This window comes from Cytobacillus luteolus, from assembly GCF_017873715.1.
GTDB lineage: Bacteria > Bacillota > Bacilli > Bacillales > Bacillaceae_L > Bacillus_BV > Bacillus_BV luteola.
The window spans coordinates 32,124-58,247 of record NZ_JAGGKM010000008.1 but is presented as its reverse complement, the minus strand read 5'-3'; the positions used below and the strand labels follow the sequence as shown (position 1 = coordinate 58,247).

General features: G+C 36.3%; 32 protein-coding genes. 11 read left to right on the top strand and 21 right to left on the bottom strand.

Features of this window, described 5'->3' with window-relative positions:
• Nucleotides 1–5 precede the first annotated feature (5 nt).
• Both J2Z26_RS19470 and J2Z26_RS19465 read left to right on the top strand, forming a co-directional pair.
• The gene (locus J2Z26_RS19470) at nucleotides 6–488 is read left to right on the top strand and encodes a divergent PAP2 family protein (protein ID WP_193534910.1); all 483 of its coding nucleotides are present in this window, start codon (nucleotides 6–8) and stop codon (nucleotides 486–488) included.
• A gap of 11 nt (nucleotides 489–499) precedes the next feature.
• Nucleotides 500–1,306 carry a cobalamin-binding protein gene (locus J2Z26_RS19465; RefSeq protein WP_193534909.1) on the top strand — a complete coding sequence of 269 codons (807 nt, stop codon included), beginning with the start codon at nucleotides 500–502 and terminating at the stop codon, nucleotides 1,304–1,306.
• Nucleotides 1,307–1,353: 47 nt separating this feature from the next.
• Here the strand turns inward: J2Z26_RS19465 and J2Z26_RS19460 are convergent, their stop codons facing one another.
• The 5 genes from J2Z26_RS19460 to J2Z26_RS19440 form a co-directional block, all read right to left on the bottom strand.
• Nucleotides 1,354–2,073 carry a 3D domain-containing protein gene (locus tag J2Z26_RS19460; protein ID WP_227413626.1) on the bottom strand — a complete coding sequence of 240 codons (720 nt, stop codon included), beginning with the start codon at nucleotides 2,071–2,073 and terminating at the stop codon, nucleotides 1,354–1,356.
• 221 nt (nucleotides 2,074–2,294) lie between these two features.
• Complete coding sequence (locus J2Z26_RS19455) at nucleotides 2,295–2,618, bottom strand: YuiB family protein (protein WP_193534908.1); 324 nt, start codon at nucleotides 2,616–2,618, stop codon at nucleotides 2,295–2,297.
• An 85-nt stretch (nucleotides 2,619–2,703) separates the two neighbouring features.
• A complete protein-coding gene (locus J2Z26_RS19450; protein ID WP_193534907.1) occupies nucleotides 2,704–2,823 on the bottom strand; it encodes a YuiA family protein in 120 nt (39 codons plus the stop codon).
• A gap of 168 nt (nucleotides 2,824–2,991) precedes the next feature.
• Nucleotides 2,992–3,474, bottom strand: a complete 483-nt coding sequence (locus J2Z26_RS19445; protein WP_193534906.1) for an NUDIX domain-containing protein — start codon at nucleotides 3,472–3,474, stop codon at nucleotides 2,992–2,994.
• Between the two features lie 75 nt (nucleotides 3,475–3,549).
• Nucleotides 3,550–4,785, bottom strand: coding sequence for an NAD(P)/FAD-dependent oxidoreductase (locus J2Z26_RS19440; RefSeq protein WP_227413631.1), 1,236 nt, complete (start codon nucleotides 4,783–4,785; stop codon nucleotides 3,550–3,552).
• Between the two features lie 377 nt (nucleotides 4,786–5,162).
• Here J2Z26_RS19440 and J2Z26_RS19435 point away from each other — a divergent pair, with 377 nt between their 5' ends.
• Nucleotides 5,163–6,152, top strand: a complete 990-nt coding sequence (locus J2Z26_RS19435) for an NAD(P)/FAD-dependent oxidoreductase (protein ID WP_193534905.1) — start codon at nucleotides 5,163–5,165, stop codon at nucleotides 6,150–6,152.
• A gap of 49 nt (nucleotides 6,153–6,201) precedes the next feature.
• On the opposite strand, the gene J2Z26_RS19430 is transcribed toward J2Z26_RS19435, so the two are convergent.
• The 3 genes from J2Z26_RS19430 to J2Z26_RS19420 form a co-directional block, all read right to left on the bottom strand.
• The gene (locus tag J2Z26_RS19430; RefSeq protein ID WP_193534904.1) at nucleotides 6,202–6,564 is read right to left on the bottom strand and encodes a HesB/IscA family protein; all 363 of its coding nucleotides are present in this window, start codon (nucleotides 6,562–6,564) and stop codon (nucleotides 6,202–6,204) included.
• A gap of 97 nt (nucleotides 6,565–6,661) precedes the next feature.
• Nucleotides 6,662–7,522, bottom strand: a complete 861-nt coding sequence (dapF, locus tag J2Z26_RS19425; protein WP_193534903.1) for a diaminopimelate epimerase — start codon at nucleotides 7,520–7,522, stop codon at nucleotides 6,662–6,664.
• Nucleotides 7,523–7,663: 141 nt separating this feature from the next.
• The gene (locus J2Z26_RS19420) at nucleotides 7,664–8,881 is read right to left on the bottom strand and encodes a NupC/NupG family nucleoside CNT transporter (RefSeq protein ID WP_193534902.1); all 1,218 of its coding nucleotides are present in this window, start codon (nucleotides 8,879–8,881) and stop codon (nucleotides 7,664–7,666) included.
• Nucleotides 8,882–9,085: 204 nt separating this feature from the next.
• On the opposite strand from J2Z26_RS19420, the gene J2Z26_RS19415 reads away from it, so the two are divergent.
• On the top strand, nucleotides 9,086–9,775 hold the full coding sequence (locus J2Z26_RS19415) for a DUF2225 domain-containing protein (RefSeq protein ID WP_193534901.1): 690 nt from the start codon (nucleotides 9,086–9,088) through the stop codon (nucleotides 9,773–9,775).
• A 39-nt stretch (nucleotides 9,776–9,814) separates the two neighbouring features.
• Here the strand turns inward: J2Z26_RS19415 and J2Z26_RS19410 are convergent, their stop codons facing one another.
• Nucleotides 9,815–10,051, bottom strand: coding sequence for a YuzB family protein (locus J2Z26_RS19410; protein ID WP_193534900.1), 237 nt, complete (start codon nucleotides 10,049–10,051; stop codon nucleotides 9,815–9,817).
• A 202-nt stretch (nucleotides 10,052–10,253) separates the two neighbouring features.
• On the opposite strand from J2Z26_RS19410, the gene J2Z26_RS19405 reads away from it, so the two are divergent.
• On the top strand, nucleotides 10,254–11,321 hold the full coding sequence (locus J2Z26_RS19405) for an NAD(P)/FAD-dependent oxidoreductase (RefSeq protein WP_193534899.1): 1,068 nt from the start codon (nucleotides 10,254–10,256) through the stop codon (nucleotides 11,319–11,321).
• A gap of 30 nt (nucleotides 11,322–11,351) precedes the next feature.
• Here the strand turns inward: J2Z26_RS19405 and J2Z26_RS19400 are convergent, their stop codons facing one another.
• On the bottom strand, nucleotides 11,352–11,684 hold the full coding sequence (locus tag J2Z26_RS19400) for a YuzD family protein (protein WP_193534898.1): 333 nt from the start codon (nucleotides 11,682–11,684) through the stop codon (nucleotides 11,352–11,354).
• A gap of 156 nt (nucleotides 11,685–11,840) precedes the next feature.
• On the opposite strand from J2Z26_RS19400, the gene J2Z26_RS19395 reads away from it, so the two are divergent.
• Entirely contained in the window at nucleotides 11,841–12,080 is a 240-nt protein-coding gene (locus J2Z26_RS19395; RefSeq protein WP_193534897.1) for a NifU family protein, read from the top strand.
• A 285-nt stretch (nucleotides 12,081–12,365) separates the two neighbouring features.
• Here J2Z26_RS19395 and thrB read toward each other — a convergent pair whose 3' ends face one another.
• The 4 genes from thrB to yutH form a co-directional block, all read right to left on the bottom strand.
• Nucleotides 12,366–13,250: a homoserine kinase gene (thrB, locus tag J2Z26_RS19390; protein ID WP_193534896.1), complete on the bottom strand. Its 885-nt coding sequence runs from the start codon at nucleotides 13,248–13,250 to the stop codon at nucleotides 12,366–12,368.
• Entirely contained in the window at nucleotides 13,244–14,308 is a 1,065-nt protein-coding gene (gene thrC / locus J2Z26_RS19385) for a threonine synthase (RefSeq protein WP_193534895.1), read from the bottom strand. The genes thrB and thrC overlap by 7 nt, the downstream gene beginning before the upstream one ends.
• On the bottom strand, nucleotides 14,308–15,603 hold the full coding sequence (locus J2Z26_RS19380) for a homoserine dehydrogenase (protein WP_193534894.1): 1,296 nt from the start codon (nucleotides 15,601–15,603) through the stop codon (nucleotides 14,308–14,310). The genes thrC and J2Z26_RS19380 overlap by 1 nt, the downstream gene beginning before the upstream one ends.
• A gap of 176 nt (nucleotides 15,604–15,779) precedes the next feature.
• Nucleotides 15,780–16,787, bottom strand: coding sequence for a spore coat putative kinase YutH (gene yutH / locus J2Z26_RS19375; protein ID WP_193534893.1), 1,008 nt, complete (start codon nucleotides 16,785–16,787; stop codon nucleotides 15,780–15,782).
• Nucleotides 16,788–16,958: 171 nt separating this feature from the next.
• Here yutH and J2Z26_RS19370 point away from each other — a divergent pair, with 171 nt between their 5' ends.
• The gene (locus J2Z26_RS19370) at nucleotides 16,959–17,441 is read left to right on the top strand and encodes a phosphatidylglycerophosphatase A family protein (RefSeq protein ID WP_193534970.1); all 483 of its coding nucleotides are present in this window, start codon (nucleotides 16,959–16,961) and stop codon (nucleotides 17,439–17,441) included.
• A 46-nt stretch (nucleotides 17,442–17,487) separates the two neighbouring features.
• On the opposite strand, the gene J2Z26_RS19365 is transcribed toward J2Z26_RS19370, so the two are convergent.
• The 3 genes from J2Z26_RS19365 to J2Z26_RS19355 all read right to left on the bottom strand — a co-directional run bounded on the left by J2Z26_RS19365 (nucleotide 17,488) and on the right by J2Z26_RS19355 (nucleotide 20,095).
• A complete protein-coding gene (locus tag J2Z26_RS19365; RefSeq protein WP_193534892.1) occupies nucleotides 17,488–18,261 on the bottom strand; it encodes a TIGR01457 family HAD-type hydrolase in 774 nt (257 codons plus the stop codon).
• Nucleotides 18,262–18,323: 62 nt separating this feature from the next.
• On the bottom strand, nucleotides 18,324–18,761 hold the full coding sequence (locus J2Z26_RS19360) for a DUF86 domain-containing protein (RefSeq protein WP_193534891.1): 438 nt from the start codon (nucleotides 18,759–18,761) through the stop codon (nucleotides 18,324–18,326).
• Nucleotides 18,762–18,799: 38 nt separating this feature from the next.
• Entirely contained in the window at nucleotides 18,800–20,095 is a 1,296-nt protein-coding gene (locus tag J2Z26_RS19355) for an EAL domain-containing protein (protein ID WP_193534890.1), read from the bottom strand.
• Nucleotides 20,096–20,308: 213 nt separating this feature from the next.
• Here J2Z26_RS19355 and J2Z26_RS19350 point away from each other — a divergent pair, with 213 nt between their 5' ends.
• Together J2Z26_RS19350 and J2Z26_RS19345 are read left to right on the top strand one after the other, a co-directional pair.
• Nucleotides 20,309–20,575, top strand: a complete 267-nt coding sequence (locus J2Z26_RS19350) for a DUF3055 domain-containing protein (RefSeq protein WP_193470280.1) — start codon at nucleotides 20,309–20,311, stop codon at nucleotides 20,573–20,575.
• A gap of 80 nt (nucleotides 20,576–20,655) precedes the next feature.
• A complete protein-coding gene (locus tag J2Z26_RS19345) occupies nucleotides 20,656–20,952 on the top strand; it encodes a cytosolic protein (protein ID WP_193534888.1) in 297 nt (98 codons plus the stop codon).
• Nucleotides 20,953–21,012: 60 nt separating this feature from the next.
• Here the strand turns inward: J2Z26_RS19345 and J2Z26_RS19340 are convergent, their stop codons facing one another.
• The gene (locus J2Z26_RS19340; RefSeq protein ID WP_193534887.1) at nucleotides 21,013–21,288 is read right to left on the bottom strand and encodes a YutD family protein; all 276 of its coding nucleotides are present in this window, start codon (nucleotides 21,286–21,288) and stop codon (nucleotides 21,013–21,015) included.
• 143 nt (nucleotides 21,289–21,431) lie between these two features.
• On the opposite strand from J2Z26_RS19340, the gene J2Z26_RS19335 reads away from it, so the two are divergent.
• Entirely contained in the window at nucleotides 21,432–22,235 is an 804-nt protein-coding gene (locus J2Z26_RS19335; protein WP_319638025.1) for a YhcN/YlaJ family sporulation lipoprotein, read from the top strand.
• A 71-nt stretch (nucleotides 22,236–22,306) separates the two neighbouring features.
• Here J2Z26_RS19335 and lipA read toward each other — a convergent pair whose 3' ends face one another.
• Nucleotides 22,307–23,233 carry a lipoyl synthase gene (lipA, locus tag J2Z26_RS19330; protein WP_193534886.1) on the bottom strand — a complete coding sequence of 309 codons (927 nt, stop codon included), beginning with the start codon at nucleotides 23,231–23,233 and terminating at the stop codon, nucleotides 22,307–22,309.
• Between the two features lie 205 nt (nucleotides 23,234–23,438).
• On the opposite strand from lipA, the gene J2Z26_RS19325 reads away from it, so the two are divergent.
• Nucleotides 23,439–24,434: a M23 family metallopeptidase gene (locus J2Z26_RS19325; protein WP_193534885.1), complete on the top strand. Its 996-nt coding sequence runs from the start codon at nucleotides 23,439–23,441 to the stop codon at nucleotides 24,432–24,434.
• Between the two features lie 46 nt (nucleotides 24,435–24,480).
• Here J2Z26_RS19325 and J2Z26_RS19320 read toward each other — a convergent pair whose 3' ends face one another.
• Both J2Z26_RS19320 and J2Z26_RS19315 read right to left on the bottom strand, forming a co-directional pair.
• The gene (locus tag J2Z26_RS19320; RefSeq protein WP_193534884.1) at nucleotides 24,481–24,585 is read right to left on the bottom strand and encodes a methionine/alanine import family NSS transporter small subunit; all 105 of its coding nucleotides are present in this window, start codon (nucleotides 24,583–24,585) and stop codon (nucleotides 24,481–24,483) included.
• Nucleotides 24,585–26,096: a sodium-dependent transporter gene (locus tag J2Z26_RS19315; RefSeq protein WP_193534883.1), complete on the bottom strand. Its 1,512-nt coding sequence runs from the start codon at nucleotides 26,094–26,096 to the stop codon at nucleotides 24,585–24,587. The genes J2Z26_RS19320 and J2Z26_RS19315 overlap by 1 nt, the downstream gene beginning before the upstream one ends.
• Nucleotides 26,097–26,124 lie beyond the last annotated feature (28 nt).

Sequence of the window (26,124 nt, the reverse complement as noted above, 5' to 3'; positions counted from 1 at the left end):
ACAGTATGGACTTATTCACCAATTTCCCGTTATGGGCTGCACTTGCAGCCATTGGTTTTGCACAATTTGTAAAGGTTCCAATTCAATTTATTGCATCAAGAAAAGTGGATTGGTCACTCATAACAAGTACTGGCGGTATGCCTAGCTCTCACTCAGCTGCAGTAACTGCACTTACCACTGGAATTGGAATTGAAGAAGGGGTCGGATCCCCTCTTTTCGCGGTCTCTGCAGTATTCGCGATTATCGTTATGTTTGATGCAACAGGAGTTCGTCGCCATGCTGGAGAACAAGCTACCGTCTTAAATCGACTTGTCATTGATTTTAATAGGTTTGTAGAGGAAGCAAAAATGTGGCCAAAGATGGATGAAACCGAAAAGAGAAAAGAGCTTAAAGAGTTATTAGGACATCAGCCAATTGAAGTATTCTTCGGTGGCCTTTCTGGAATCTTACTAACACTTCTATTACATTATTTACTTGTCATAATGTAGGAGGAATTTATATGAGAATTATCTCAATTTGTCCTAGCAATACTGAACTACTGCACTACTTAGGGTTAACAGATCAACTTATTGCTGTAGATGACTTTTCTGATTGGCCTGAGTCTGTTCAAAGCTTACCACGGCTTGGCCCAGACCTTTCAATAAATATGGATAAAGTTGAGCAATTAAAACCTGATTTAGTTTTAGCATCTTTAAGTGTACCTGGTATGGAAAAAAATGTGGATGAGCTTCAAAAAAGAGGGATTTCACATATAGTCCTTAATCCTAATTCTCTTGAAGAAATTGCTCAAGATCTTATTACGGTTGGGAAATATACAAATCGAACTAAAAAGGCAGCACAAGTAGTAAATAAGTATAATCAATTCATAACAGAATATACTCATATATCAAAAGGCATTTTTAATAGGCCAACTCTTTATTGGGAGTGGTGGCCCAAACCTGTATTTACACCAGGAAAGCTTAATTGGCTAACTTATATTAGTGACCTTGCTGGGGCTAGTAATTTGTTTGAAGATGTTGAACTTGCAAGCGTTCAGACAGACTGGGAAGATGTTCTAAATCGAAAACCAAATCATATTTGCCTAGCATGGGTTGGTGTTCGACAAGATAAAGTAAATCCAAGTCTTGTTGAAAAAAGACCGGATTGGGTCAATCTTGAGGCAGTAAAAAATAATAACATACACATTTTAGAAGAGGCCCTTTACTGTCGGCCATCTCCTAGACTATTGCTAGGTTTGAAAAAGGTAGCATCCCTTATTCACCCTGAACACTTTCCCATTAACGATGGGCTTGATCCACTACTATAAAAGGGAGATCTCTATTTACATAGAGGCCTCCCTTTTCAACTATTTAACTATGAACTTTTTTGATTAATATATTGCTGACGAAATACCTGCATAGTCTCATCTTCATTTAGACTAGCTAATTCTTCTTCAGTTAACTTCCCTTTACCCATTTTAACAACGTAAACTTCGACCTTCTTTTTACCCCACTGCTCATAAACATCAGCTACTGTTTCATAGTACAAATCTATTTTATTTCCTTTAATTGCTCCACCTTTATCTGCTACTACCCCATATCCATATCCTGGTATGAACAGTATTGTACCTAGTGGAAATACTCTTAAATCTGCAGCTACAGTCGAATATAAATCACGCTTAACTTTCACACCAGAATATGTTATTCCATATTGAGGGTGACTTTCTGTTTTTCCAGTTGATTCTACACCAGCTGTATACCCAGTTGCAACAACAGTATGGCTTGGATATCTTGTCCAATCAATTGCATCTTCAAGCTTTAATGAGCTTTTTACCTCTTCACTCGATGAGATCGAGTAAGAGACTGGAGCTGACCTTCTTATAAATTTATGAAAAAGGCTAACTCGCTTTTTTGAATTTACATTGTACGTATATCCACTATATTCTTGTTGTTGCAGCTTCACTCGATAATCGTCAAACCAATCCGATAAATCCTTTGCCTCGACACCAGAGAATGATTGAAATGTAGTAAAGAAAGCAAAAATAAAAAGTAGAGCCATTACTATTCGTCTTGTCGTGTTTTTTAGTATATTCATTTTTTCCACTCCTCTCACGAATCTATTTCTTTCCAAAACAATTGAAAATTATTCGTAAGTTGGAAAAAATAATTTATAATTTTAAAACAATTCACAATTAAATCTTCACCTTTTCCCTGAAATTTGTATAAATTAAGGTGAGATTAGTATGCTTTTTTTTCATAAAAAATAAACAAAAAAAAGACCCTTACAAATCGTAAGAGTCTTTTAACAGAATGTATTTAGAACATTTGATAACCTTTTGATCTAAGCATGCGAATCACAATTCCTGAGAAAATTGCCCCAATAAAACCACATAGTAAAATTAATATATCGGCTGGTGCAAGTGCGATTGTATTATTAATTAGTGCAGAAAAAGATTCAGACGGTGATTTAAAGTAATTAATAAATCTTATATCATCAATAATAAATATTGCAATAATTGGATAGAGAATCGCCATTATCCATGACATACGTAGTAGCATATTTAGTAAAAATCCGATTCCGAAAAATAAAACAAAGAAGAGTAACATTGAAATAATTAAAACCGGTATGCTCATTGGCATATGTAACCTTCACCTCCAGTACAACTCACCTGAATAGTGTACTAAAGGAGTAAATGGCTAGTCAATCTAAAACGAATGAATTAACTTATTTTTTACCACTACCGCCACATGATGTACAAGTTTCAGATCCACCTAGCACCAATTGAAAGTAACCCTTCCCAGAACAATATACACATTCTACTCTTTCTGTTTGCTGACTTTTCATCTCGAATCTCTCCTTTTGTAAAATGTTTTAATTTTCTGATAATATATCAGTTTTAATCAAAAAAGAAAAGATTCAAAAAAACCTAAAAAACCCCATGTAAGCGAATACATGCAAGTAATGCTTTTACAATCTGTATTTTTCTTATTATTCTAATAATTATAGTTTATTTTAAAAAAATAACTTATAAGCTGTGTATCCAAATTGATCACCTGGGTTGATGCCGTCATGAGATTTGTGTGGTTCTGATGTACCCTTTTCAAGGAGATAGTTTATGATTACAGATGATGTGGGATCTTTTGCTAGTTCACTTGGATGGACAAATCTTGCTTCTAGTAATTCAGATTCCTGAATTGTAATCTTCTCATCTTCAGTTGTCAGTGAAAAAATAATCATATTATCACTAATCTCATTTCGGATTACACCGGATCGTACACCTACGATCCCTTTAATACTTCCAATAATACCTGTTTCTTCTTTAACCTCTCGAATCACAGCTTCATCTACAGTTTCAAATGACTCTACAAAACCAGCAGGCAATGACCATTTTCCTTTTAATCCACCATACTTTTTCTTAACCACTAGCCATTCTCCCTGTCTATTTGTAACCAGTCCTGAGACTGCCAACCATACATTTCCCCTTTTAGTACCCAAACAATCACCCTTTTCATTTTTCTTATAAAAAAACTTCAAAAAAAAGAGAGGTGTGTTCACACTCTCTTTCAATTCTTATAAAAGGTTAAACTTTCCTTTTTTCAATACTGTTGAAGCTCCACCAATCATAAATAATGCACGGTTATCAACCATCTTTTTCATAAATGATGCTTTTGAGCCCCAAATTTTCTTACCAAATACAACCCCGATCGCGTCATCTTCACCAAGTGAACATACAGATCCTTTTAGGTCAGGTGTAAATGATTCTAATTCTCCCTGTCCTCGAACTAGAACAGCTAAATTTTTTGCACAATTTTCCCCCATCTGCATCGCGATTTGTGCAGTTGGTGGATAAGGGCGGTTTATCTCTTCATTAATCATTAATGCACAATCACCTACGATGAATACATCTTCATGACCAGGGGCACGTAACTGAGGGTCAACCTTCACACGTCCACGCATTGATTCAAATCCAGCTTGTTCAATCACACTGTTACCACGTACACCAGCAGCCCAAACTACAGTACCCGCTTTGATTTCTTCTACCTCTTCACCTTTTGCGACAAGAATTCCTTCTTGATTAGCTTCTTTAATAGCTGTCCCAATTTTGAATTCTATTCCCTTACGCTCTAAGTGATTTACAGCATATTCTACAAGTTCTGGTTCAAAACCTGGTAACACTGTAGGTGCAGCCTCTACACAAATTACACGAACTTTGTTTTGATCAACATCATATTCTCTGCATAGCTCAGGAATTCGGTTACCTAGCTCACCTAAGAATTCGATGCCTGTAAAACCAGCTCCACCAACAACGATTGTTAAGCGAGCATCATTCTTTTCTTCTTCTGTATTATATGTTGCAAACTGATATTCAATATGTTCTTTTATTTGGCGTGCAGTATTTACATTTGTAATAGAGAATGCGTATTCCTTTAACCCTTTAATACCGAATGTTTCAGACTCTCCTCCAAGAGCTACTACTAAATAATCATATTCAACTTCGCCTTCTTCGAGGATAACACGCTTTTCTTCACGATTAATTGTTGAAACAGTCCCTTTAATTAAATGGACCTTACTACTATCTATAACATCTGAAATACTATAACGGACACGATCGTGGTGCATAGTACCAGCAGATGCTTCATGTAACCAAGTCGTTTCATAATGGTAATCATTCTTGTTAATAAGGGTAATATCAGCTTCATTTACCCCTAATGCTTTTTGCAAACGTACAGCAGTCATTAATCCACCGTATCCTGCTCCTAAAATAACAACCTTTGGCTTTCTCAACCGTATCAACTCCACCTTCATTAATTTGTTTTCACGATAGATACTTTTCTTTACTCTTATCATCTACCGATATGTTTTATTTATGGTTAGAAAAACTTGGCGCATTTGCTTAAGATTCAGCCGCCCAAAAGTTTGTGATATTCTTCACTAACAATATCACAATTAAGTACATATAACTGTACGAAATTTGTCATTAAATCTTAACAATTATATCTCCTTTATCATATTATTCCTTTTGTCTCTTTATTTCAAGCCATATCAACACTTTTTGAAACTTAAAAATATTTAAACAAATGTTTGGTAGAAAAGATTAAATAATATCTGTTTACCCTCTAACATAATGTAGTAAAAAGCCACCTATAACCAAATATGATACAAAACATATTGGGGGGATTTGGATGAAAGAAGATCAAAAGGTTTATGACATAACAATAATTGGTGGAGGTCCCGCTGGCTTGTTTACTGCATTTTATGGAGGCATGAGGCAAGCAAGTGTAAAAATCATTGAAAGTTTACCACATTTAGGCGGACAGCTCTCTGCTCTTTATCCTGAAAAATACATTTATGATGTTGCTGGCTTTCCTAAAATCCGGGCACAAGATCTAATTGATAATCTAAAAGAACAAATGTCAAAATTTGAACCGACGATTACTCTTGATCAATCTGTTAAAACAGTGCAAAAGCAGGATAACGGTGTTTTTAAAATATCTACCAACCGAGAAACACATTACTCGAAAACAATTATAATAACCGCTGGGAATGGTGCTTTTCAACCACGTCGTCTTGATCTTAAAAATTCCACTAAATTCGAACAGAAAAATCTTCATTATTTCATTGATGATTTAAGTCAGTTTTCTGGAAAAAGGGTCGCGGTATTTGGCGGAGGTGATTCAGCAGTGGATTGGGCCTTAATGCTAGAGCCTATCGCAGAGAAAGTCATGCTGATCCACCGTCGTAGTAAATTTCGCGCACATGAGCATAGTGTAGAAAAATTGTTAAATTCCAAAGTAGAGGTTAAGACACCCTTTGTTCCGGTTGAACTAATTGGAGATGACTATATCTCTCAAGTTGAATTGCAGGATGCTAAAGGTGAGCGAAGAGAGAATCTTGAAGTTGATGCTGTTATCGTTAATTATGGTTTTGTTTCTTCACTTGGCCCGATAAAAGACTGGGGTCTCGAGATTGAAAAGAACTCTATTGTCGTTAATTCAAAAATGGAAACTTCAATTGAAGGCATATATGCTGCAGGAGATATTTGTACGTATGAAGGCAAAGTTAAGTTAATTGCTTGTGGGTTTGGTGAAGCACCAACTGCAGTAAATAATGCCAAAGCCTATATTGATCCTAAAGCAAGGATACAACCAATGCATAGTTCTAGTATGTTCTAATATAAGACAAAAGAGTTGAGGTCATTAGTCCCTCAACTCTTTTGTCGATTTAACAATCTTCTGGTTTCCCTGCATTGGATGCTGTTCTAAATGATGAGCCACATCCACATGATGCAATGGCATTTGGATTATCAATTGTAAATCCTCCACCCATCATCGATTGCTTAAAGTCTATGACAACACCTTTTAAAATAGGTTCACTTTCTTTATCTATAAGAACTTTAATTCCATGTTGTTCGAATTGAATATCATCTTCGTTCATTTCTTGTTCAAACCCCATACCATAAGAAAGACCACTACAACCGCCACCTTTTACAGCAACACGAAGAAAAGAACCCTCTTCGCCACCTTCTTTCATCATGTCCTGAATTTGATAACTAGCTGCTTCAGTTATTGTAACTACTCCAGTCATTATCGTCACCCACCTTTTATAGTCTTTTAACAATTATTATAATGTTTATGTTATTAACACTCAAATGATTGAGCTTGTAGCAAGTATCAAAAGATGCTTATTTATTATAGTAGTACGTCCCAGTGCAGACTACCTCTGCTGGTCCAGTCATTAATACATGTCCTTGGTCTGTCCAAGTAATAAATAAGTCTCCTCCAGCTAAGTGGACTGTGGTTTGTTCATTTCTTTTTGTTTTTCCGTTAAGCACAGAAGCGACGACTGCAGCACAAGCGCCAGTTCCACAAGCCTGGGTAATTCCAGAGCCACGCTCCCACACTCTAAAGTTAATTTCGTTCTCATTTAAGACCTCTAAAAACTCAACATTGACACCTTCAGGAAAGCGGCTATCCTTCTCAATTATAGGTCCCAATGTAGTTAAAGGAGCATCTTCAATAGAATCAACGTAGAAGATTGCATGTGGATTTCCCATGGACACCCCTGTCATATACAGAGTTTGATTTGAAAATTCAACCTGTTCATTTACCACCATTTCTGAATCCAAGCCAATCATCGGTAGATCCTTTCTCCGAAGCCTTGGGTTGCCCATATTCACAGTCACACTATAAACTTCTCCGGCTTCCTCATGGATTTCAGCTTCAACGAGGCCAGATAGAGTTTCAATTTTAAAGTTCTTTTCTGATACTATTTTATTCTCGTAAGCATACTTTGCAACACAACGTAAGCCATTTCCACAATTTTTCCCTTCTGATCCATCATTGTTAAAAATTCTCATTTTAACTGGCGCTATATCTGATGGACATATTAATATCATTCCGTCTGAACCTATTCCAGTGTGAACATTTGATACACGAACTGCTAATTTCGAAAGAAGATCTTCCGGCAGATTTTCATTAAACATATCGACATATATATAGTTGTTTCCTAAAGCATGCATTTTGGTAAATGTAAAGTAATCCATAATGATGAGTTCCTCCAAAAAAAATTGTTGCACTAAGTATAAAATGAATTTATTTTGAACACAATATGAACATCCCCCGTTTTTCTTAATAAAAAACTCCTCATCTAGCATGAGGAGTTTTTGTATTGTTATGATTAACTATTAGATAAACATTCCTGCTATTGCAGCACTAAGTAGATTTGCTAATGTACCTGCTGCAATTGCTCGAATCCCAAGTCTTGCAATATCAGGCCTTCTACTAGGAGCAAGCCCACCTAAACCACCTAAAAGGATTGCTAGAGATGATAGGTTAGCAAAACCGCATAAAGCAAAACTGATGACTGCAATCGTCTTGTCCGATAATTGATCCAAATAGGTAGAAAAAGAAGAGTAGGCTACAAATTCATTTAAAATTATTTTTTCACCGATAAAACTACCTGCCACGATTGCTTCTTCCCATGGTACCCCTATAACAAAAGCTAATGGAGCAAAAAGGTAACCAAAAACCAAATTTAAGGAAAGCTCTTCGAATCCTACCAAGCTTCCAATTCCACCTAAAATCCCATTCAGTAATGAAATAATTGCAATAAATGCTAATAGCATAGCACCAACATTTACAGCTAATCTTAATCCATCACTTGCACCTCTTGCTGCTGCATCAATTACGTTAACAGCTCGTTCCTCATCATTACTTCCTTTGTTCATTAGATGCTTCGGTACTTCTGTTTCAGGGATTAGCATTTTAGCCATAACAAGACCAGCTGGTGCTGCCATAAAGCTTGCAGCTAATAAATATTTTAAAGGAACACCTAAAGCAGCATAACCAAATAATACTGAACCCGCTACTGATGCAAGTCCTCCTGTCATAACAGCAAATAATTCAGACTTCGTCATTCGCTCAATATAAGGTCTGATCACAAGCGGTGCCTCGGTCTGACCTACAAAAATGTTTGCTGCAGCTGAAAGAGATTCCGCTCTACTTGTTCCAAGAAGATACGAAAGTCCCCCACCAAGAAGCTTGATGATAATTTGCATAATACCTAGATAATAGAGAACAGAAATGAGTGATGAAAAGAAGATAATAATAGTTAACACATGAAATGCAAAAATAAAACCAGTAGGCTGTTCTGGACTGGCTAAGCTACCAAACAAAAACTGTATCCCATCATTTGCATAGCTAATCACATGCTGGACGGCAGTGGTTAATTCCTGAAAGGCAATCTGCCCAGGGCGGAATTCTAAGACAATGAATCCAAAAAGAAGCTGAATTCCTAGTCCCCCTAAAATTGTTCTCCACTTAATTTTCTTTTTATTTTCTGAAAGCAAAAAAGCGATTAAAAAAATGGACACGATCCCACCAAGTCCCCAAAGGAAATTCATATTTGTTCACCTCATGATAATAGTTATATCATTGTGATTTCCCAAATTGCGTAATTCATGTACTATATCTGTTTTTGACAGGAAAAAACAAATGTTTTTCCAATTTAATAGGTTAATTATCCTATAAAAAACTTTTAGATATAGTCCATTTATCACAATTAATGTATAATTAATACCATATATTCTTAGATAGGAGATGAGGGTATGGAGCTAGAACCTCTATATGATCGTAAAATAACTTGCCTTTGCTGCAAAAAAACGTATATGACCAAAAAGATCAGATCACGTTTTGTAAAAGCGGTAAAGCATGACACAGATTTTTGCTCCTATTATCATAAAGAAGATTTAAATCCTCTACTGTATTATGTAAGTGTTTGTCCACATTGCGGCTTCTCCTCGTCGGAAGAATTTACTTCCTACTTTCCGGCAAATACACTTGAGGAAATTCATTCTAAAATCTGTAATAACTGGTCTAAAGTAAATTATTGTGAACCTCGTACTATCGAAGAAGCAATGAATACATATAAGTTAGGAATCTATTCTGCCTCGATAAAAAAAGAGAAGTATATTACTATTGCAGGTTTATATATGAGGTTGGCCTGGTTATTAAGAACCTATAACCATACTGAACAGGAAATTCGTTTTACAGACTTGGCATTGGATGCTTACATAAAATCCTATATGGAAGATGATTATCACAATACACATATGTCAGAGATTAGACTTTTATACCTCATCGGAGAGTTAAGTCGCAGAACAAAAAAATATAAACAAGCTACCCTTTACTTCTCAAAAGTGATCCAGAAACAAAACGAAACAATCGAAAAAGGAATTGTTCAAATGGCTAGAGACCGTTGGCAGGAATTGCGAGAAGAGCAAAAAATGAAGGTGTAATAATAAACAATTAAGGCTGACTCAACATGAGCCAGCCTTTTAATACATATCATTCTCTTCTAAAAACTTATATATATTATCTACTAATGAATCAGGATCATCACCAGTAACAACTTCTCCATTTACTAAAGCAAACAATGTGCTAGCACATTTTCCACAGTAGCTAAGGCAACCATATTCAATAATATCAAGATTAGGATCTTTTTCTAGTTTTTCCAGTGCCCTTTGTGCCCCACTTGCTAAATTACTAACACAAAACTCTATTATTGGCATCATTGTTTTTCACCTCACCACTAACTAATAATCCTATCGCTTTTAGAAGAAATCGTCAATCTTTATTGTTATATCGGTGAATTATTTACTATATACATGTTGTTATTTCGCTACATTTTAGCTATACTTTTAATGTCATTTTGAAATTGCGATCAATACTTATTTTATTGATAAATCGAGCGATAAAAAAGGAGAAACACCCATCATGAAAAATCTAGTCATACTCGGTGGAGGATATGGTGGAATGAGAATGCTACAACGCCTTCTACCAAATCAGCTACCAGAAGATATCGAAATTACCCTTATTGATAGAGTACCATATCATTGTTTAAAAACGGAATATTATGCACTTGCAGCTGGTACAATTTCAGACCAACACATTCGCGTAACTTTCCCTGAACACCCGCGTCTGAACGTCAAATATGCGGAAGTAACTAAGGTTGATTTAGACACTAAAAAAGTACACTTAAAAGAACAAGAAGCAGTTAAATACGATGACCTAGTGATTGGCCTGGGTTGTAACGACAAATATCATAATGTACCTGGAGCTGAAGAGTTTACTCACAGTATTCAAACCATCGATAGTTCACGTACAACCTACCAAAAGTTAAACAATCTTGGTCCAGGAGCAGTTGTAGCGATTGTAGGCGGTGGACTAAGCGGAGTTGAGTTAGCTAGTGAATTAAATGAGAGCCGACCGGACTTACAGGTTAAACTTTTTGATCGTGGGAGCCGTATCCTTTCAATGTTCCCAGAACGTCTTAGTAATTATGTAGAAAATTGGTTTATTGAGCGCGGAGTTGAAATCATTAATCATGCAAATATAACAAAAGTTGAAGAAAAACAACTTTTTAATCAGGATGAAGCAGTTCCTGTTGATGTTATTGTATGGACAGCTGGAATACAACCTAGCAAGGTTGTAAGGGACTTAGAGGTTGAGAAGGATGTTAGTGGACGTGTAGTTTTAACCCCACAGCACAATATTCCGGGTAATGAAAATGTTTATGTAGTTGGTGACTGTGCGAGCTTACCTCATGCACCTAGTGCTCAATTAGCTGAGGGTCAGGCTGAACAAATCGTTCAAGTACTTGTTAAACGCTGGAAAAACGAAGAGCCACCTAGTGAATTCCCAGCAATAAAATTAAAAGGTGTTCTTGGCTCATTAGGGAAAAAACACGGTTTCGGACTAGTTGCTGAGCGAGCAATTACAGGACGTGTTCCGAGGTTATTAAAGTCCGGGGTATTATGGATGTACAAATATCATAACGGATGAGAAAAAGCCCATGGATGTGGGCTTTTTTCTTTAGATTCCAGCTTGAACGTAACCATATTTCTCAAGTTCTTTGTATATAGTTTTTAATTTGGGACTTCCTTCTCCAACAATTTCATCCTCAATCACAACGACCGGATAAAACATATCCTCTTCAATAACCCTAACAGCAAATTCTTTTTTTGTAGAATCTTCAGGTGGATTATAAATATCAACATAAGATATAGTAAAGGCCTGTTCAGGAAACTTTCTTGCAATCGCAGCATCTAGCCATTCATATGTTTCTTTGGAAGATGGTAAATTTACACAACTTGGACATAAAACCTCTGCACCATATACGATAATTTCGACTTCTTTTGTTGGCATAGTATAAGCTCCTCATACAATTTTACTTACTTCTATTTTACATAATATATGGTAACATAGACAATATAAAGACTTTTAGACACAAAACAGTTGAATAGATTTTTCAGGCATTATTGATTATAATAGAGGTATATAGAAAGAAAGGAGTCGAGTTAAATGTCTGTAGAAGCAAGTATGGTTGAACAAGTTCAGGAAGTATTAGATAAACTTCGTCCATTCCTATTACGTGATGGTGGAGACTGCGAATTAGTTGATATAGAAGATGGTGTTGTTAAATTACGCCTTCTAGGGGCTTGTGGAAGCTGCCCAAGTTCAACAATCACATTAAAAGCTGGTATCGAGCGTGCATTATTAGAAGAGGTACCTGGTGTTGTAGAAGTAGAGCAAGTTTTCTAAATGATTTAAAGCGATTTCCTTTTGGAAATCGCTTTTTTATTAGAGCTTTTTGTGAATTACAGATTAACATCATTATTATCGGCTAATATTTTGGGACTTCACCACTTTTTAGGTCGATAAATCATTTTATCGGTCTATTTTTCAGGACCTCTCCACTTTTTTTGGCAGATAAATCATTTTATCGGTCTATTTTTCAAGACCTCCCCATTTTTTAGGTCAATAAATCATTTTATCGGTCTATGTTTTCAGCACTTCACCACTTTTTATGCCGATAAATCATTTTAACTACATTTCAACCCTGCTCCCAATATAGTCAATCGACAGCTGTTCCACCTTATATTTCGGAAATTGTTCACGAAGGCTATTCTCAACGTCCTTACCTCTCCCTTTTTCCGAAAAACAAATGACAGTTGGGCCCGCTCCACTTAACGCAACTCCAAAAGCACCTGCCTCAAGTGCAATTGCACGTATATCCTCAATTTCTGGTATAAGTCCTAACCTATACCTCTCATGAAACATATCCTGTTCCATCATACGCCCTACATAATCCCAATTTTTCGTAAAGAGTGCAGCCAATAGTACATTACTAACGGAGCTTGCCTGGACTGCATCTTGGAAAGTGAATGTCTTTGGTAGTACCTTTCTAGCATCCTTTGTCATAACCTTATAAGGTGGAATAACCACATTCAAATCAACATCAACGTCCCCAAGTTTAACAACGAATGTACTTTCCTCATTATGCTTACCAACCACAAGGCCTCCCATTAAGGAAGCACCTATATTATCTGGGTGCCCCTCACTTAAGCTGCCAATATGAACCTTTTGCTCTTGCGTGAGGTCTAATCCACATAATGCATTAGCTAACTCAATCCCAGCAGCTATTGCAGCTGCACTGCTTCCAAGACCTCTTGCTAAAGGTATATCACTCCAGACTTCAATTGAACAGGGTGGTAAGCTCTTATTAAATTGTTTGGCTATATTTGAAGCAATGATATAGATTAAGTTCTCTTTACCAGATGGAATTCCTACTACCTCTTTCGTTTGTGGGATAAAGCACCATTTATCATTGAAGCTAACGTTCAGTTTTAAATATTTTGTTATAGCCAGTCCGATTGAGTCAAACCCTGGTCCAAGATTTGCCGTACTACCTGGCACTGTTATTTTTAGCATTGTGGGACAACTCCCCTAATATGCCTATATACTACCTTTTCTTCATTTGGCAGTACGATTGGTTTAAAATTCGTTGAATCAATCGCTATGTTAGGATCCTTTAAACCATTTCCAGTGAGCACTGCAACAACTAAACTTCCCTTACTTATCACACCACTTCTCACTTGCTTCATAACCCCTGCGATGGAGGCACAAGAAGCAGGTTCAGCGAAAATACCTTCTTCTCTTGCTAAAAGCTTATAAGCATAAAGAATCTCTTCATCTGTTACTTCATCAATTTTACCGCCCGATGATTTTGCAGCATCCACTGCTTTATCCCAACTAGCTGGATTACCTATTCTAATTGCCGTAGCAATTGTCTCTGGATCTTCAATTATTTTATTTCTAACTATTGCTGCGGCTCCCTCTGCTTCGAATCCATGCATTTTAGGCAAGCCGGATTGTTTTAAGTCATGGTATTCTTTAAAACCTTTCCAGTAAGCAGATATATTCCCTGCATTTCCTACAGGAATGGCTAACACATCAGGAGCCTTACCTAATTGGTCACAAAGTTCAAAAGCTGCTGTCTTCTGCCCTTCTAATCGGTATGGATTTACCGAATTCACTAGAGTGATTGGTTCAGTTTCGCTTATATTCTTAACCATTTTAAGAGCTTGATCAAAGTTGCCCTGAATTGCAACGATTTCTGCTCCATACATAACTGCTTGAGCTAACTTCCCCATTGCAATTTTCCCATCTGGTATGACGATAATACTTTTCATTCCTGCTCTTGCAGCATATGCAGCAGCTGATGCAGATGTATTTCCTGTAGATGCGCAAATGACCGTATCACTGCCTTCTTCCTTCGCCTTGGCTACTGCCATTACCATTCCTCTGTCCTTGAAGGAACCAGTAGGGTTGGCTCCCTCCGTTTTTACGTGCAGTTCAATACCAAGTCTCTCTGATAGCTTCTCAAGAAAAACAAGTGGGGTGTTTCCTTCGTTCAGTGATAATACAGGAGTATTATCATTTATCGGTAAATACTTAGCATACTGCTTTAATAACCCTTGCCATAGCATTACATTCCCTCTCCCTCAACTCTGTACGAACTCTTAACCTGATGAATGACTTCCAATGCTTCAAGTTCTTGTAAAATTTCTTCATAATCTTTTAGTGAAGCTTTATGTGTTACAACTACAATTTCAGCTATATTCTTATCATTTAAAGGTAATTGAAGGATTTTTTCGAAGCTAACCCCATGGTTGGTAAAGACTGTTGTTATTTTTGAAAATGCTCCAACTTGATCCTGAACATGAATTCTTAAAAAGTATTTTGATTTTATTTCAGAAGCAACCTTTAATTTCTTTTCAAATTGAGGAGAAACAGCACTGCGACCATTAACCCCAAGCCTCATATTTTTCATCACTGCAACTAAATCTGATACAACGGCAGTTGCAGTAGGTAAGCTCCCTGCACCTGGTCCGTAAAACATTGTCTCACCAACCGCTTCACCGAGCACATAAACCGCATTATATTCGTCATTAACTGAAGCCAATGGATGGTGATCAGAAATGAGAGTTGGCTCAACACTTACCTCAACTCTATCTCCATCACGTGCAGCCATTCCGATAAGCTTCATCGTGTACCCAAATCTTTTGCTGTAATCTAGATCTTCTTCTGAAATCGTTGAAATCCCCTTGATTCTAACATCATCTAAGGCAATATTCATCGAAAATCCAAGTGTAGCTAATATGGCCATCTTTCTAGCAGCGTCAATGCCTTCAACGTCTGAGGTAGGGTCAGATTCTGCATAACCTAATCGCTGTGCCTCTGATAACACATCCTCATATGTCCGTTTATCTTTACTCATTTTTGTAAGTATAAAATTTGTTGTCCCATTGACTATACCCATCATTTTTGTAATTCTGTCTGAAGCTAGCCCATCAACTAAACTCCTTAGAATAGGAATTCCTCCTGCTACACTCGCTTCATAAAAGAGATCACAGCCGTTGTTAGTTGCTTCCATGAGCAATTCTGGTCCGTATAAAGCCATTAAATCTTTATTTGCAGTTACAACATGTTTTTTATTTTTTAAAGCAGCTAAAATATGCTTTCTTGTTTCTTCTACTCCACCCATTACCTCAATCACGATGTCGATCTCTGGATTACAAACGACATCATCTACTTCTAACGTTAGTAGGGATTGGTCAACTTCTACTAGTCTATCTTTATTTATGTCTTGAACTAATACCTTTCTTAATTCAATTGGACAACCCACCTGATGCATTAGTTTGTCTTGATGATTTGTCAGGATTGTAACCACTCCTGTCCCGACTGTACCTAACCCTAACAGTCCTACAGATATCTTTTTCATAGCTTTCCCCACCTTATTTTTGTTTTTCTACAATGAACAAATGTATTTGTATAATGGACATTATAGAGAGTTCTCTTTCCTTTTACAATAACCAATTTTTAGCTCATGAAATGTAAACGCTTAAGTCCTTGTTAAATCTCAATAAAAAAAACTACAGTTTCATAACTGTAGCAGCTTTATAACCAACCTACTTGTGGTACTTTTGAAGTATTATTTCTACTTTGACGTATTAGATGATTTATTTCTTTTAGGAACAACTCATAGTCAGTAGAACGCTTCAAATGTTCACTTAGCCTGATCTCATATTGCTTTTTTTCAGCTTCTGAACTTGATAAATAATAGCCTTCGATTGATTCAAAGTAGTGAACCGGAAACAATAATCTTGAATATAATAATCTCCATGAGAATGTTGATAATCTAGTGACCCGCTCATAATCTCGCGTAAATTTAAACACTTCATTGTAATCGATTTTATATTGATTAGTAAACTCGCCCCTTATCCATTCTGCTAAATCACGGCTTGCATGGTCGTACACCCAATCAATCGGAAATACTGTTCTTTCATTTAACCATGTATTTCTAGTAAATCGATGATGACAAATCGTTGCAGAGTCAGTGTGAATAGGCTGATCATCCAGTTCAGTATCCACCAGATATTGAATAGCATTTTCTGTCAACCCTATATAATATGGGAATGATTCCACCAGAAGCTTCTCAAAATAAGATGAAGGGTGTTGTCTTACTTTTTCATCACAGAAGATTTCCATTTGATCAAGGCGTTGCTCCCATAACTTTTTCCATTGCCCTATTCTATTGCTTCGATTAACCTGATATGGAAATCTCCTCCCCTTTTCATGGAATCCGGCGAGCTGACTCCCGAGAGAGTAGTTCCCTCTCATACCTTGCTGTTGTGTAGGCATTTGTAGAAGAAGAATATTTCCCTGATCATCAATAGAAGTAAGTAAGCTGTTGGAAGCTGTCGGAACTATAGAAGCTATATTTCTTTCTCCTGTACTAATTAAATAATCACTCATCTGTTTTAACTCAACAATTTCTTCATGTTCCATATTAGTAATCGGTACAATAGTATATACTACATTTCGAAAGCGAAATGCCTCATAGCTTCCTATAGACATTTTCTCATCAATCTTTAGCCTATAATGTTCCTGCAGGTGTTTGTCCATAGAGATCCACCTTTCCACATTGAATATTAAATACCTACAACCATCTATATGTGACAATGTTTGGTAACTTGTGCTAAACTTGATAAAAATTGAATAAGGATGATTTAAGTCTTAAAAAGAGTAATGGTAAAAATACTACGAAATGGGTGATTGCTTTTGACGAAAAGAAATATGAGTGAAATAGAGCGTAAAGCAAGAGAATGGTTAGAAGAAAGAGGAGTAACCATTCAAGATATCGCAGATCTAGTCTTTTTTCTTCAAGAAAAGTACCATCCTAGTTTACGAATGGAAGATTGCTTAGAGAATGTCGATCGGGTTTTGTCTAAGCGAGAGGTCCAAAACGCAATACTGACGGGTATTCAGCTTGATGTATTAACAGAAAAAGGACTAATTGAAGAGCCGCTATTATCTACTCTAAAATCAGATGAAGGCCTTTATGGAGTAGATGAGATTTTAGCCTTTTCAATCGTCAATGTATATGGTTCAATTGGTTTTACAAACTATGGATTTATAGATAAACAGAAACCTGGAATATTAGAGAAGTTAAACAATAAAGATACAGGAGATTGTCATACTTTCCTTGATGATATTGTGGGTGCAATTGCAGCAGCAGCATCCAGCCGTCTTGCACATAGAGCTGCGAATGAAGAGTAAAGTAGTAATAGAGGGTGAGTCATAATTGACTCACCCTCTGTTCCATCTATATTTTATTTATCCATTCCTCTAGTGAGTCGATAACATATGTAGGTTGCTTGTCATAACCTTGTAGGTGTGCTTTTGTTGTTACACCTGTATGAACAAGTAGAGTATCTAGGCCAGTATTTATTCCGGCTAAGATATCCGTTGCATAGTTATCGCCAACCATCAATGTCTCTTCTTTAGTTGTGCCAAGGACCTTTAATGCTTGTTCCATAATAATTTTTTCTGGTTTACCTATAAAGATAGGGTTCGTTTCAGTAGATACTGTAATGACTGACGTTAATGAACCGTTTCCTGGTAACAAGCCCCGTTCAGTAGGAATAGCTATATCACCATTTGTTGATATAAACGTTGCACCAGCCCTTACCGCCAAACAAGCTGTTGCTAACTTCTCATATGTAATTGATTGGTCTAGTCCAACTATTACATAATCTGGATTGGTCTCCTGAGTGGTAATCCCTTTTTCTTTTAGTGCATGACGTATACCGTCTCCTCCAATTACATATGCAGAGGCATTTTGATCTTGCTCATAAATATAGTTTGCCGTTGCAAGGCTTGTCGTGAACACTTGCTCCTCTGTAACTGGAATATCAAAGCCTTCAAGAATAGTCGCAACTTGAGATGGCATTTTTGACGAATTATTCGTAACAAAAAGGTATGGAACTCCTTTTTCTTTTAGTGCTTTAACAAAGTCACTAGCTGCTTCAATTCGTTCTTTACCACGGTACATTGTGCCGTCTAAATCAATTAAATAGCCTTTATATTGTTTTACCATGTATCTTACCTCCAAAATGATAACCTTATTGTAATCCGATGTTGTTATTTAATGTCTTATGGTTAGTTTTTAAAGGCAGAAACTGGACCGAGCTCATTTTCTAAATAGGATCTAATATTAGCCGAAAAAGAGCTTAAAGCAGACTCATTGTCCTTAATAATCTGTGAAACCTCACTATGATCGATTTCTAAATACTCTTGAACAATGTTTTTTCTCATTTTAATGACTTGTTTTAATTGAGAAGCATGTGTAGTATTAACAACCTTCTCATCCTCTAATATATCGATGATATCCTCATAACTGCCTGGATCACGCATGATAAACCCGTCAATCATTGAATTTCCTACGTCCAATATTGCTTCAATAACAATATGTGTTATTCGTTCAAGAGCTTTTCTTTCAATCGAACTAACCCATTCAGGCTGTTGATGATAGAGGTCTAAATGACTTTCAAGACATAGTAAAGTTTGTTCAATTTTTTCCCTATCTACAAAATACATATCTTTAAAAACCCTCCACTTTCTCTGTCACTCAATGCCTAGGATATTTTCTCTAGTAAATTTCCTGGCCGAGCATAAAAATAGCCTTGTGCAAGATCAACTTTGTTTCTTGTTAGTACTGCAGCTTCACTCTCATTTTCAATACCTTCAGCTACCACTAAGGCTCCGGTTTCTTTTGCAATGAGTAACAGTCCCTTAAGCATCGATTCTTTCACTTTGTTCGTATCGATATTTTGAATAACAGAACGATCAATTTTAATAATCTCTGGCATAATTTCACTAATGGTGTGCAAGCTTGCATACCCAGCACCAGTATCATCAATTGCCAATCTAAATCCTAAGGCACGAAGTTTTTTAATATTTCCAGTAAAAAAGGTCTCACCTTCAATTGAATCTCTCTCGGTTATTTCAAGAATAATTCTCTTTGGATTAATTTCACTGTATTTTATTAAGAATTTATTCACTTCACGAATGAGTCTCGGGTTGCCTAAAGTAACAGGAGTAAAATTAATAAAGATATTTTGTCTACACCCTGTATCTACCACTTGTTTGAATGCTTTTTCAAGCACAATCATTTCAAGTTCAAAAAGCTTTCCAGTTTGTCTAGCCACGGAAAATAACGATAATGGGTTTTCTAGGGAAGTCCCTTTGGGTCCACGTGTAAGCATTTCCCAAGCTTGAATTTCATTTGTTGACACATCAATAATAGGTTGCGCTAATAATGATAACCCTTTTTCTTCTATTATTTTATTAATGTCAAAAAGCATTTCGTTGTATTCTGAAGTTACTCTTTTTTCAGCCATTGCAATGGCTAGTTGCCATGCTTTTTGGAAAGATGCTTCTACTTCATACTTCTTTTCAATAAACATGTAGCCAGTATGGTAGATAATTTTTAATTGGGGATATTGTTCCCCTAAACGACGATTAACAGTCTTTTTCAATTTATGGACAAGGGTTTCTATATCCGATACACTTGTTTTTTTCGGATCTACTTTTAGAAGAAGACCTATATCTTCATTATTAAAATTGCTTAAAGCAATAACATCATCTCGATGTACTAACTCCTGTACAACTTTTTTAAATATTACTTTTATCGAATTCTTACATTTATTTATTTGCTTGTATCCTAATAAATCAGCCAATTCATGTAAATTAGCTAAATTGAAGGCAATAACTACCACTTGGTCATCCTGCTTAAACGCACGTTTTATCCCAGAAACTAAAGGGTTTCTAAGAGTAAAAACGGGTGGATAATATCTTAAGTAACGATGTGGAAGTACGATTTTACTCCACTTTTTGATGTGAGAACGAACAGTATATGTTGATGTAAACATGGAATATCTATCCACCCCTTCTGACAAAGCCGCTTCTTCTCTTATTTTATCATAAAATGAGTAATTTCGATTTTTTTCTCCAAAAAAAATTTCTATAATTGTTATATTTTTCAAAATATAGTTGTATCACTGTTTACAATTTAACTTTAGGAGCCACTTTGTTATGATAAAAGGTGAGAATAAAATTGATTGCACATAAAGGGGTTTAAAAACATGGGTGAAAGATTCTTTCTATATGATGATACAGTTGAGACAAAAACAAGATTTATTAGCTTTATGGGAGATACACAACGCTTTGACTTAGCAATTATAAAGTCTGATCGATACTATGGTAAGTCACTTGTTCTTGATATTCAAAGCAATAGGTTTGCCATTATTGGAACCGATGACCTTGATGAGCCTGGTTATATTGAGCATGCCTATAATTTGTCAGAAGAGGAAGCTGAAGAGTTAAAATCCTTTTTATATGAAGTAGTTTAATGTCTAACTAAAAATACCACTAAAGATGTCCTTCTTTTCGGATAACCTAATTAATACTAGGTGAAGAAGGAGGGGCATTGATGGCTAGGAAGGACAAAGAGGAAGAAGCTTATACTGACTTTTCAAATGTTGAAACGATGCACAATTTTTTAACCGTTGAAGATTTACCAGAAGGACCGTATGGCTCACCAAGAGGGCTTCATGAACCTGTCTTTAATAAAAGTGAACCTTGGGAAGAAGGACAACGGTATTATAGCGCATTTAACTATGAGGCTAAAGCATTTCACGAGAACTTGCCACGTCAATTTCCAGGTGCTCACCCTACACACGATGACCCAGATGTTAGCCTAGAGCAACCATATGTGGACAAACAGTAAGTAACATAAAAAGTAAAAAACTGATGCACCAGAAGACATTCATCTTCTCGCATCAGTTTTTTACTTTTTAACTCTTCGTAAAACAAAGTAAGCACAACCAAAATTACAGTATTCATATAAATATTCCGACAGCGTACTGATTTTGGTATCATAGCTAGCCTTTTGATTTTGATCTTCATAAAATCCACGAAGCCTCAATTGACTATAACCCCAGTCACCTACTATGTAATCATACTTATTAAGAATTTCACTGTACCTCGCTTTAAAAGCTTCTTCATTAAATCCATTTTTAGTATCTTCAAGTAATTCATAACAAATATTATTTATACAAATCAAATGATTCTCACCTCTTTAAGAGCTCTAATCCTATCCAATACAAGCTTACCATTACTTTACCATAAATTATATCCTATTCACCATCAATTGCTAAGAGAAAAAAATCAAAAATCGGTCATTATAAGATTGAGGGGGTGCTCAAATTGAAGAAGACATTTTTCATAACTGGTTTATGTTGTATGGCAGCATTGACTGGTTGTATGAATCCGAATGAAGCAGAAGTATATGAGGAAAGTGGATATACAATAAATCAACAGGATAGAAATGAAATATACAATGATGATGGTATTTTAAATAGCGGTGATGAGCAATCAAATTTTGGTTATGTCCGTCACCAAAAGAGCCCTGTTCCTGGAGAGACAAGAACATATAACAACTTGCCAACGTTAAACAGAGAAGTGGTAGCAGATTTAATAAGTAAAATTAGTACAACGTTACCAAATGTAAATGAAGCAGCCACTTTAGTTACAGATGAAGAAGTACTTGTTGTATATGAGACTGATTCAGAAAATCGCTTTGAAACAGCAGACCAAGTAAAAAAATCTGCTTTATCTGTTGTTCCTAGATGGTATCACGTTTACGTTTCAGATAATCCCGTATTAATAAGAGACATAGAACGATTTGGATTACTCGATACAAATGCTCGTGATGTGGACCAAATTCTTGAATCAACAATCTCAAGAATGCTCGAGTCTCCACAAGGTAGAAAAATAAGTACAGGGGAAAATGAGAATGGAGAAATCACTGGCGGCATGAATGATGAATATGAGAAGCGTGCAGGGGAAGAAGATGCTGATAAACACAATATCATGCAACAAAACGGTAACAACAAAATGATAGATGATGGTCATACAACACCGCACGGATTAGGTGGATTAGGGGATTATGACATCTACAAACCCGAAGAAAATGAAAATTTATATAGAACCAATGATAATCGTGGATAAAAAATAGAATCAGCACATGGATAGCGAGCTGTGCACAATTCAGACACAAAAAAGGGGCTTTTCGCCCCTTTTTATGCTTCTTTTGCTTCTACTTCTAGTGCTTCAAGCTTAGCTTTTTTATTTTGCTGAGCTGAATTTACTTGCTCATCTGCGTGGTATGAAGAGCGTACTAATGGTCCAGCTTCACAATGACTAAATCCTTTTGATAATGCGATTTCTTTTAATTCTGCAAATTCATCGGGGTGGTAATATTTTTGTACTTTAAGATGTTTTGTCGAAGGTTGAAGATATTGACCTAATGTAAGAATATCTACATCATTTGCACGTAAGTCATCCATTGTTTCGATGATTTCTTCTTTTGTTTCTCCTAAACCAATCATGATGCTTGATTTAGTCGGGATTGTATCGTTCAATTCCTTAGCACGTTTTAAAAACTCTAAAGAGCGATCATATTTTGCTCTTGCTCTTACTCTGTCAGACAGGCTTCGGACTGTTTCAATATTATGATTCATAATATCTGGTTTAGCATCCATCAATGTTTTTAAATTATCAAGGACCCCACCCATATCTGAAGGTAAAACTTCAATAGAGGTTAGTGGACTTTTTCTTCTGATAGCTCGTACCGTTTCTGCAAAAACAGCAGCTCCACCATCCTTTAAATCGTCACGGGCAACTGCTGTAACTACAACGTGCTTTAAACCCATAAGTACAACTGAATCTGCTACACGTTCTGGTTCTTGCCAATCTAGCTCATTTGGTAATCCTGTTTTTACCGCACAGAAACGACATGCTCTTGTACACACATCACCTAGTATCATGAACGTAGCGGTTTTTCTCACAGCCCAACATTCATGTATGTTAGGGCATTTAGCTTCTTCACATACAGTATGTAGCTGCTTCTCTCTCATCATTTTTTTTAAGCCAGTATAGTTTTCATTGGTGTTTAATTTTATTTTAAGCCATTCCGGTTTCCGTAAATGTTGTTCTTTTTTTGCCAAAATAATCAACTCCAAATATTATTTCTTAATTCATTATATCGATAATATCAGATGAATCCAACATTGTTCCGTGTCTTTAGTCACTTTATCATACCAAATCTAGAACCTCAAGAAATTGATTTTTGGCAATTTCCATCATTTAGTATTTATTAAAATGGCTCTATTCAACAAACTAATACTATGAAAACATCGAAAGGAGCTACTTATGAGAAAGTTCATTCTCTCTTTTTTAATCATATCACTTATACTTCCATTATTGATATCAACTGCATTTGCAAATTCTGAAATGGACCAGCAACAGATCTATGAAGAGCGAATGCTATTATATAAAAACGCAGAGACGGTTACCCATATTCCATGGTACTATTTTGCAGCGGTTGACCAATATGAAAGAAGCTTACGCCGCTCTCGAAAGGACTTACCAAAAGCTGAAGGGCTTATCGCTATTTATTTTAAACCCGAAATTTGGTCAGGTACGTTAAACCCAGATACTGAGGATACAAACCCTTTGAGTATTAGTATTTTTGGGGGACTTGGGCTTGATGGAAATGGGGATGGAATTGCTGATCGAAACAATGACGAAGATGTATTGTATACAATGGCTAACTACCTATCCAGGTATGGATATGATCATGAAAATTTAAAAATTGCTTTATGGGATTATTACCAACGAGACAAAACGGTTGAAATCATTCTAGGAAAAGTAAAAATTTATAAAGCGTACAATACTCTTGACCTGGACAAAAATGCCTTTCCAGTTCCTCTTCGATTCAATTACAGTTATAAGAATACGTGGGGAGACGCGAGAGGTTGGGGCGGCCGACGGATTCATGAAGGAACAGATATATTTGCAGGATATGGTACTCCCGTACGATCGACTGGTTATGGAATTGTAGAGATTAAAGGTTGGAATAAATATGGTGGTTGGCGTGTTGGTATCCGTGACATTAATAATACCTACCACTACTTTGCCCATTTAAATGGGTTTGCAAAGGATTTAAAGGAAGGGCAAATTGTAGAACCCGGTATGATTATTGGTTCAGTCGGCAGCTCTGGTTATGGACCTCCTGGTACATCCGGAAAGTTCCCTCCTCATCTTCACTATGGAATGTATAAAGATAATGGATACACGGAATGGTCGTTTGACCCTTTTCCTCACTTAAAGAAATGGGAAAGAGCAGAACGAAGGAAGAAAAAATAAAGAAATGGTGGTCAGTTAAAAAACTGACCACCAATATCTTGTCAAATTAATTTTGTTTTGCTTTTTTAACTGCATTGATAATACTAGCAGCCAAACCGCCCCAAATAATAACCATTCCTACTAGCATCATTACAACAGCACTTAATTCCATTATTGTGATACCTCCTTATCAGTAGGTACAGCTAATTTTCCTTTTTCCCATTTTACTAATGAGAAAATAACTCCAACAAGAATTGCTCCAATTGCTACTGACCAACCTGTGTAAAGTAAGAATGAAGTTGGATAACCTTCATAGTTTTCTGCGATATTCGTTCTAATGTTATCAAACATCATATATCCAAGAACGATTGGTGTTACAAAGCCTAAGCAGATTTTCCACCAAGCACCTAACATGATGTCAGACATTGAGTTTGCATGCTCTTTTAATGAATCAACTTCTTTCAGGAACCAAGTTACAACAATTACTTGAACTAATCCTGCAAGAGCAACACCAAAGTTATTAATAAAGTAATCTGCAGCATCTAGGAAGTATAATCCACCCTTAGTTGCAAAGAGAATTGAAATTAAGGCAGATAATCCTCCACCAATTAGTACTGATTTTGTTCTAGAAACTTTGAATTTATCTTGAACACCAGCAACAAACGTTTCAACAATCGAAATTAATGATGATAAACCAGCCAATACTAAGCTTCCAAAGAATAAGAAACCAAAGAATTGATTAAACGCTGGAAATTCATTGATAATCTGCGGAAACACGACAAACGCAAGACCGACACCAGCTGTAACAACTTCTGATACAGCTACATTTTGTTGTGCAGCCATAAATCCTAAAATACTGAATACTCCAATACCAGCTAAAAGCTCAAATGCTGAGTTTCCAAATCCAGTAATAAATGCATTGTTTGTAATATCTGTTTTCTTTGGTAAATAACTTGAATAAGTAATCATAATAGCAAATGCAATTGATAAACTGAAGAAAATTTGTCCATAAGCAGCAACCCAAACCTTACCATCTAGAATTGAATCCCAATTAGGCTTGAAGAATGCATTTAATCCATCCATTGCCCCGTCTAGAGTTAGAGCACGAACGACTATGATGAAGAATAATACCAACAAAGTTGGAATAAAGATTTTATTTGCAACCTCAATCCCCTTCTTAACCCCTTTAAATAAAACCCCTAGAGTAATAAGCCATACTAATATTAATGGAATAAATACACCTGGAACAATTCCACCAACCTGACCTGGAGCTTCAGCAAGCTTTAAGTATTCACCAAATAGGAATCCATTTGGATCGTCCCCCCACTTTAGGTTTAACGCGAATACAGAGTATGACATTGCCCATGCGATAATCACTGCATAATAAGTTGAAATGACGAATGATACAGCTACTTGCCACCAACCAATCCATTCTGCTTTCTTATTCATTCGTGCATAAGTCAAAGGAGCAGATCCTTTGTACTTATGACCCATTGTAAACTCCAATATTAAGATTGGTATACCAGCTGTTAATAAAGCGAATAGATAAGGAATGAAGAATGCTCCCCCTCCATTATCATATGCGACTGCAGGGAAACGCCAAATGTTCCCTAGTCCTACTGCTGAACCAACTGCGGCTAAAATAAAACCTAATCGTGTTCCCCATTGTGGACGATTATCCATATAAATACCTCCCCTTAGCTTGTTCCTT

Coding starts and splice junctions, on each gene's coding strand:
- J2Z26_RS19470 (WP_193534910.1), top strand. CDS start 6: ATGGACTTATTCACCAATTTCCCGTTATGGGCTGCACTTGCAGCCATT.
- J2Z26_RS19465 (WP_193534909.1), top strand. CDS start 500: ATGAGAATTATCTCAATTTGTCCTAGCAATACTGAACTACTGCACTAC.
- J2Z26_RS19460 (WP_227413626.1), bottom strand. CDS start 2,073: ATGAATATACTAAAAAACACGACAAGACGAATAGTAATGGCTCTACTT.
- J2Z26_RS19455 (WP_193534908.1), bottom strand. CDS start 2,618: ATGCCAATGAGCATACCGGTTTTAATTATTTCAATGTTACTCTTCTTT.
- J2Z26_RS19450 (WP_193534907.1), bottom strand. CDS start 2,823: ATGAAAAGTCAGCAAACAGAAAGAGTAGAATGTGTATATTGTTCTGGG.
- J2Z26_RS19440 (WP_227413631.1), bottom strand. CDS start 4,785: ATGAAGGTGGAGTTGATACGGTTGAGAAAGCCAAAGGTTGTTATTTTA.
- J2Z26_RS19435 (WP_193534905.1), top strand. CDS start 5,163: ATGAAAGAAGATCAAAAGGTTTATGACATAACAATAATTGGTGGAGGT.
- J2Z26_RS19430 (WP_193534904.1), bottom strand. CDS start 6,564: ATGACTGGAGTAGTTACAATAACTGAAGCAGCTAGTTATCAAATTCAG.
- dapF (WP_193534903.1), bottom strand. CDS start 7,522: ATGGATTACTTTACATTTACCAAAATGCATGCTTTAGGAAACAACTAT.
- J2Z26_RS19420 (WP_193534902.1), bottom strand. CDS start 8,881: ATGAATTTCCTTTGGGGACTTGGTGGGATCGTGTCCATTTTTTTAATC.
- J2Z26_RS19415 (WP_193534901.1), top strand. CDS start 9,086: ATGGAGCTAGAACCTCTATATGATCGTAAAATAACTTGCCTTTGCTGC.
- J2Z26_RS19410 (WP_193534900.1), bottom strand. CDS start 10,051: ATGATGCCAATAATAGAGTTTTGTGTTAGTAATTTAGCAAGTGGGGCA.
- J2Z26_RS19405 (WP_193534899.1), top strand. CDS start 10,254: ATGAAAAATCTAGTCATACTCGGTGGAGGATATGGTGGAATGAGAATG.
- J2Z26_RS19400 (WP_193534898.1), bottom strand. CDS start 11,684: ATGCCAACAAAAGAAGTCGAAATTATCGTATATGGTGCAGAGGTTTTA.
- J2Z26_RS19395 (WP_193534897.1), top strand. CDS start 11,841: ATGTCTGTAGAAGCAAGTATGGTTGAACAAGTTCAGGAAGTATTAGAT.
- thrB (WP_193534896.1), bottom strand. CDS start 13,250: ATGCTAAAAATAACAGTGCCAGGTAGTACGGCAAATCTTGGACCAGGG.
- thrC (WP_193534895.1), bottom strand. CDS start 14,308: ATGCTATGGCAAGGGTTATTAAAGCAGTATGCTAAGTATTTACCGATA.
- J2Z26_RS19380 (WP_193534894.1), bottom strand. CDS start 15,603: ATGAAAAAGATATCTGTAGGACTGTTAGGGTTAGGTACAGTCGGGACA.
- yutH (WP_193534893.1), bottom strand. CDS start 16,787: ATGGACAAACACCTGCAGGAACATTATAGGCTAAAGATTGATGAGAAA.
- J2Z26_RS19370 (WP_193534970.1), top strand. CDS start 16,959: ATGAGTGAAATAGAGCGTAAAGCAAGAGAATGGTTAGAAGAAAGAGGA.
- J2Z26_RS19365 (WP_193534892.1), bottom strand. CDS start 18,261: ATGGTAAAACAATATAAAGGCTATTTAATTGATTTAGACGGCACAATG.
- J2Z26_RS19360 (WP_193534891.1), bottom strand. CDS start 18,761: ATGTATTTTGTAGATAGGGAAAAAATTGAACAAACTTTACTATGTCTT.
- J2Z26_RS19355 (WP_193534890.1), bottom strand. CDS start 20,095: ATGTTTACATCAACATATACTGTTCGTTCTCACATCAAAAAGTGGAGT.
- J2Z26_RS19350 (WP_193470280.1), top strand. CDS start 20,309: ATGGGTGAAAGATTCTTTCTATATGATGATACAGTTGAGACAAAAACA.
- J2Z26_RS19345 (WP_193534888.1), top strand. CDS start 20,656: ATGGCTAGGAAGGACAAAGAGGAAGAAGCTTATACTGACTTTTCAAAT.
- J2Z26_RS19325 (WP_193534885.1), top strand. CDS start 23,439: ATGAGAAAGTTCATTCTCTCTTTTTTAATCATATCACTTATACTTCCA.
- J2Z26_RS19320 (WP_193534884.1), bottom strand. CDS start 24,585: ATGGAATTAAGTGCTGTTGTAATGATGCTAGTAGGAATGGTTATTATT.
- J2Z26_RS19315 (WP_193534883.1), bottom strand. CDS start 26,096: ATGGATAATCGTCCACAATGGGGAACACGATTAGGTTTTATTTTAGCC.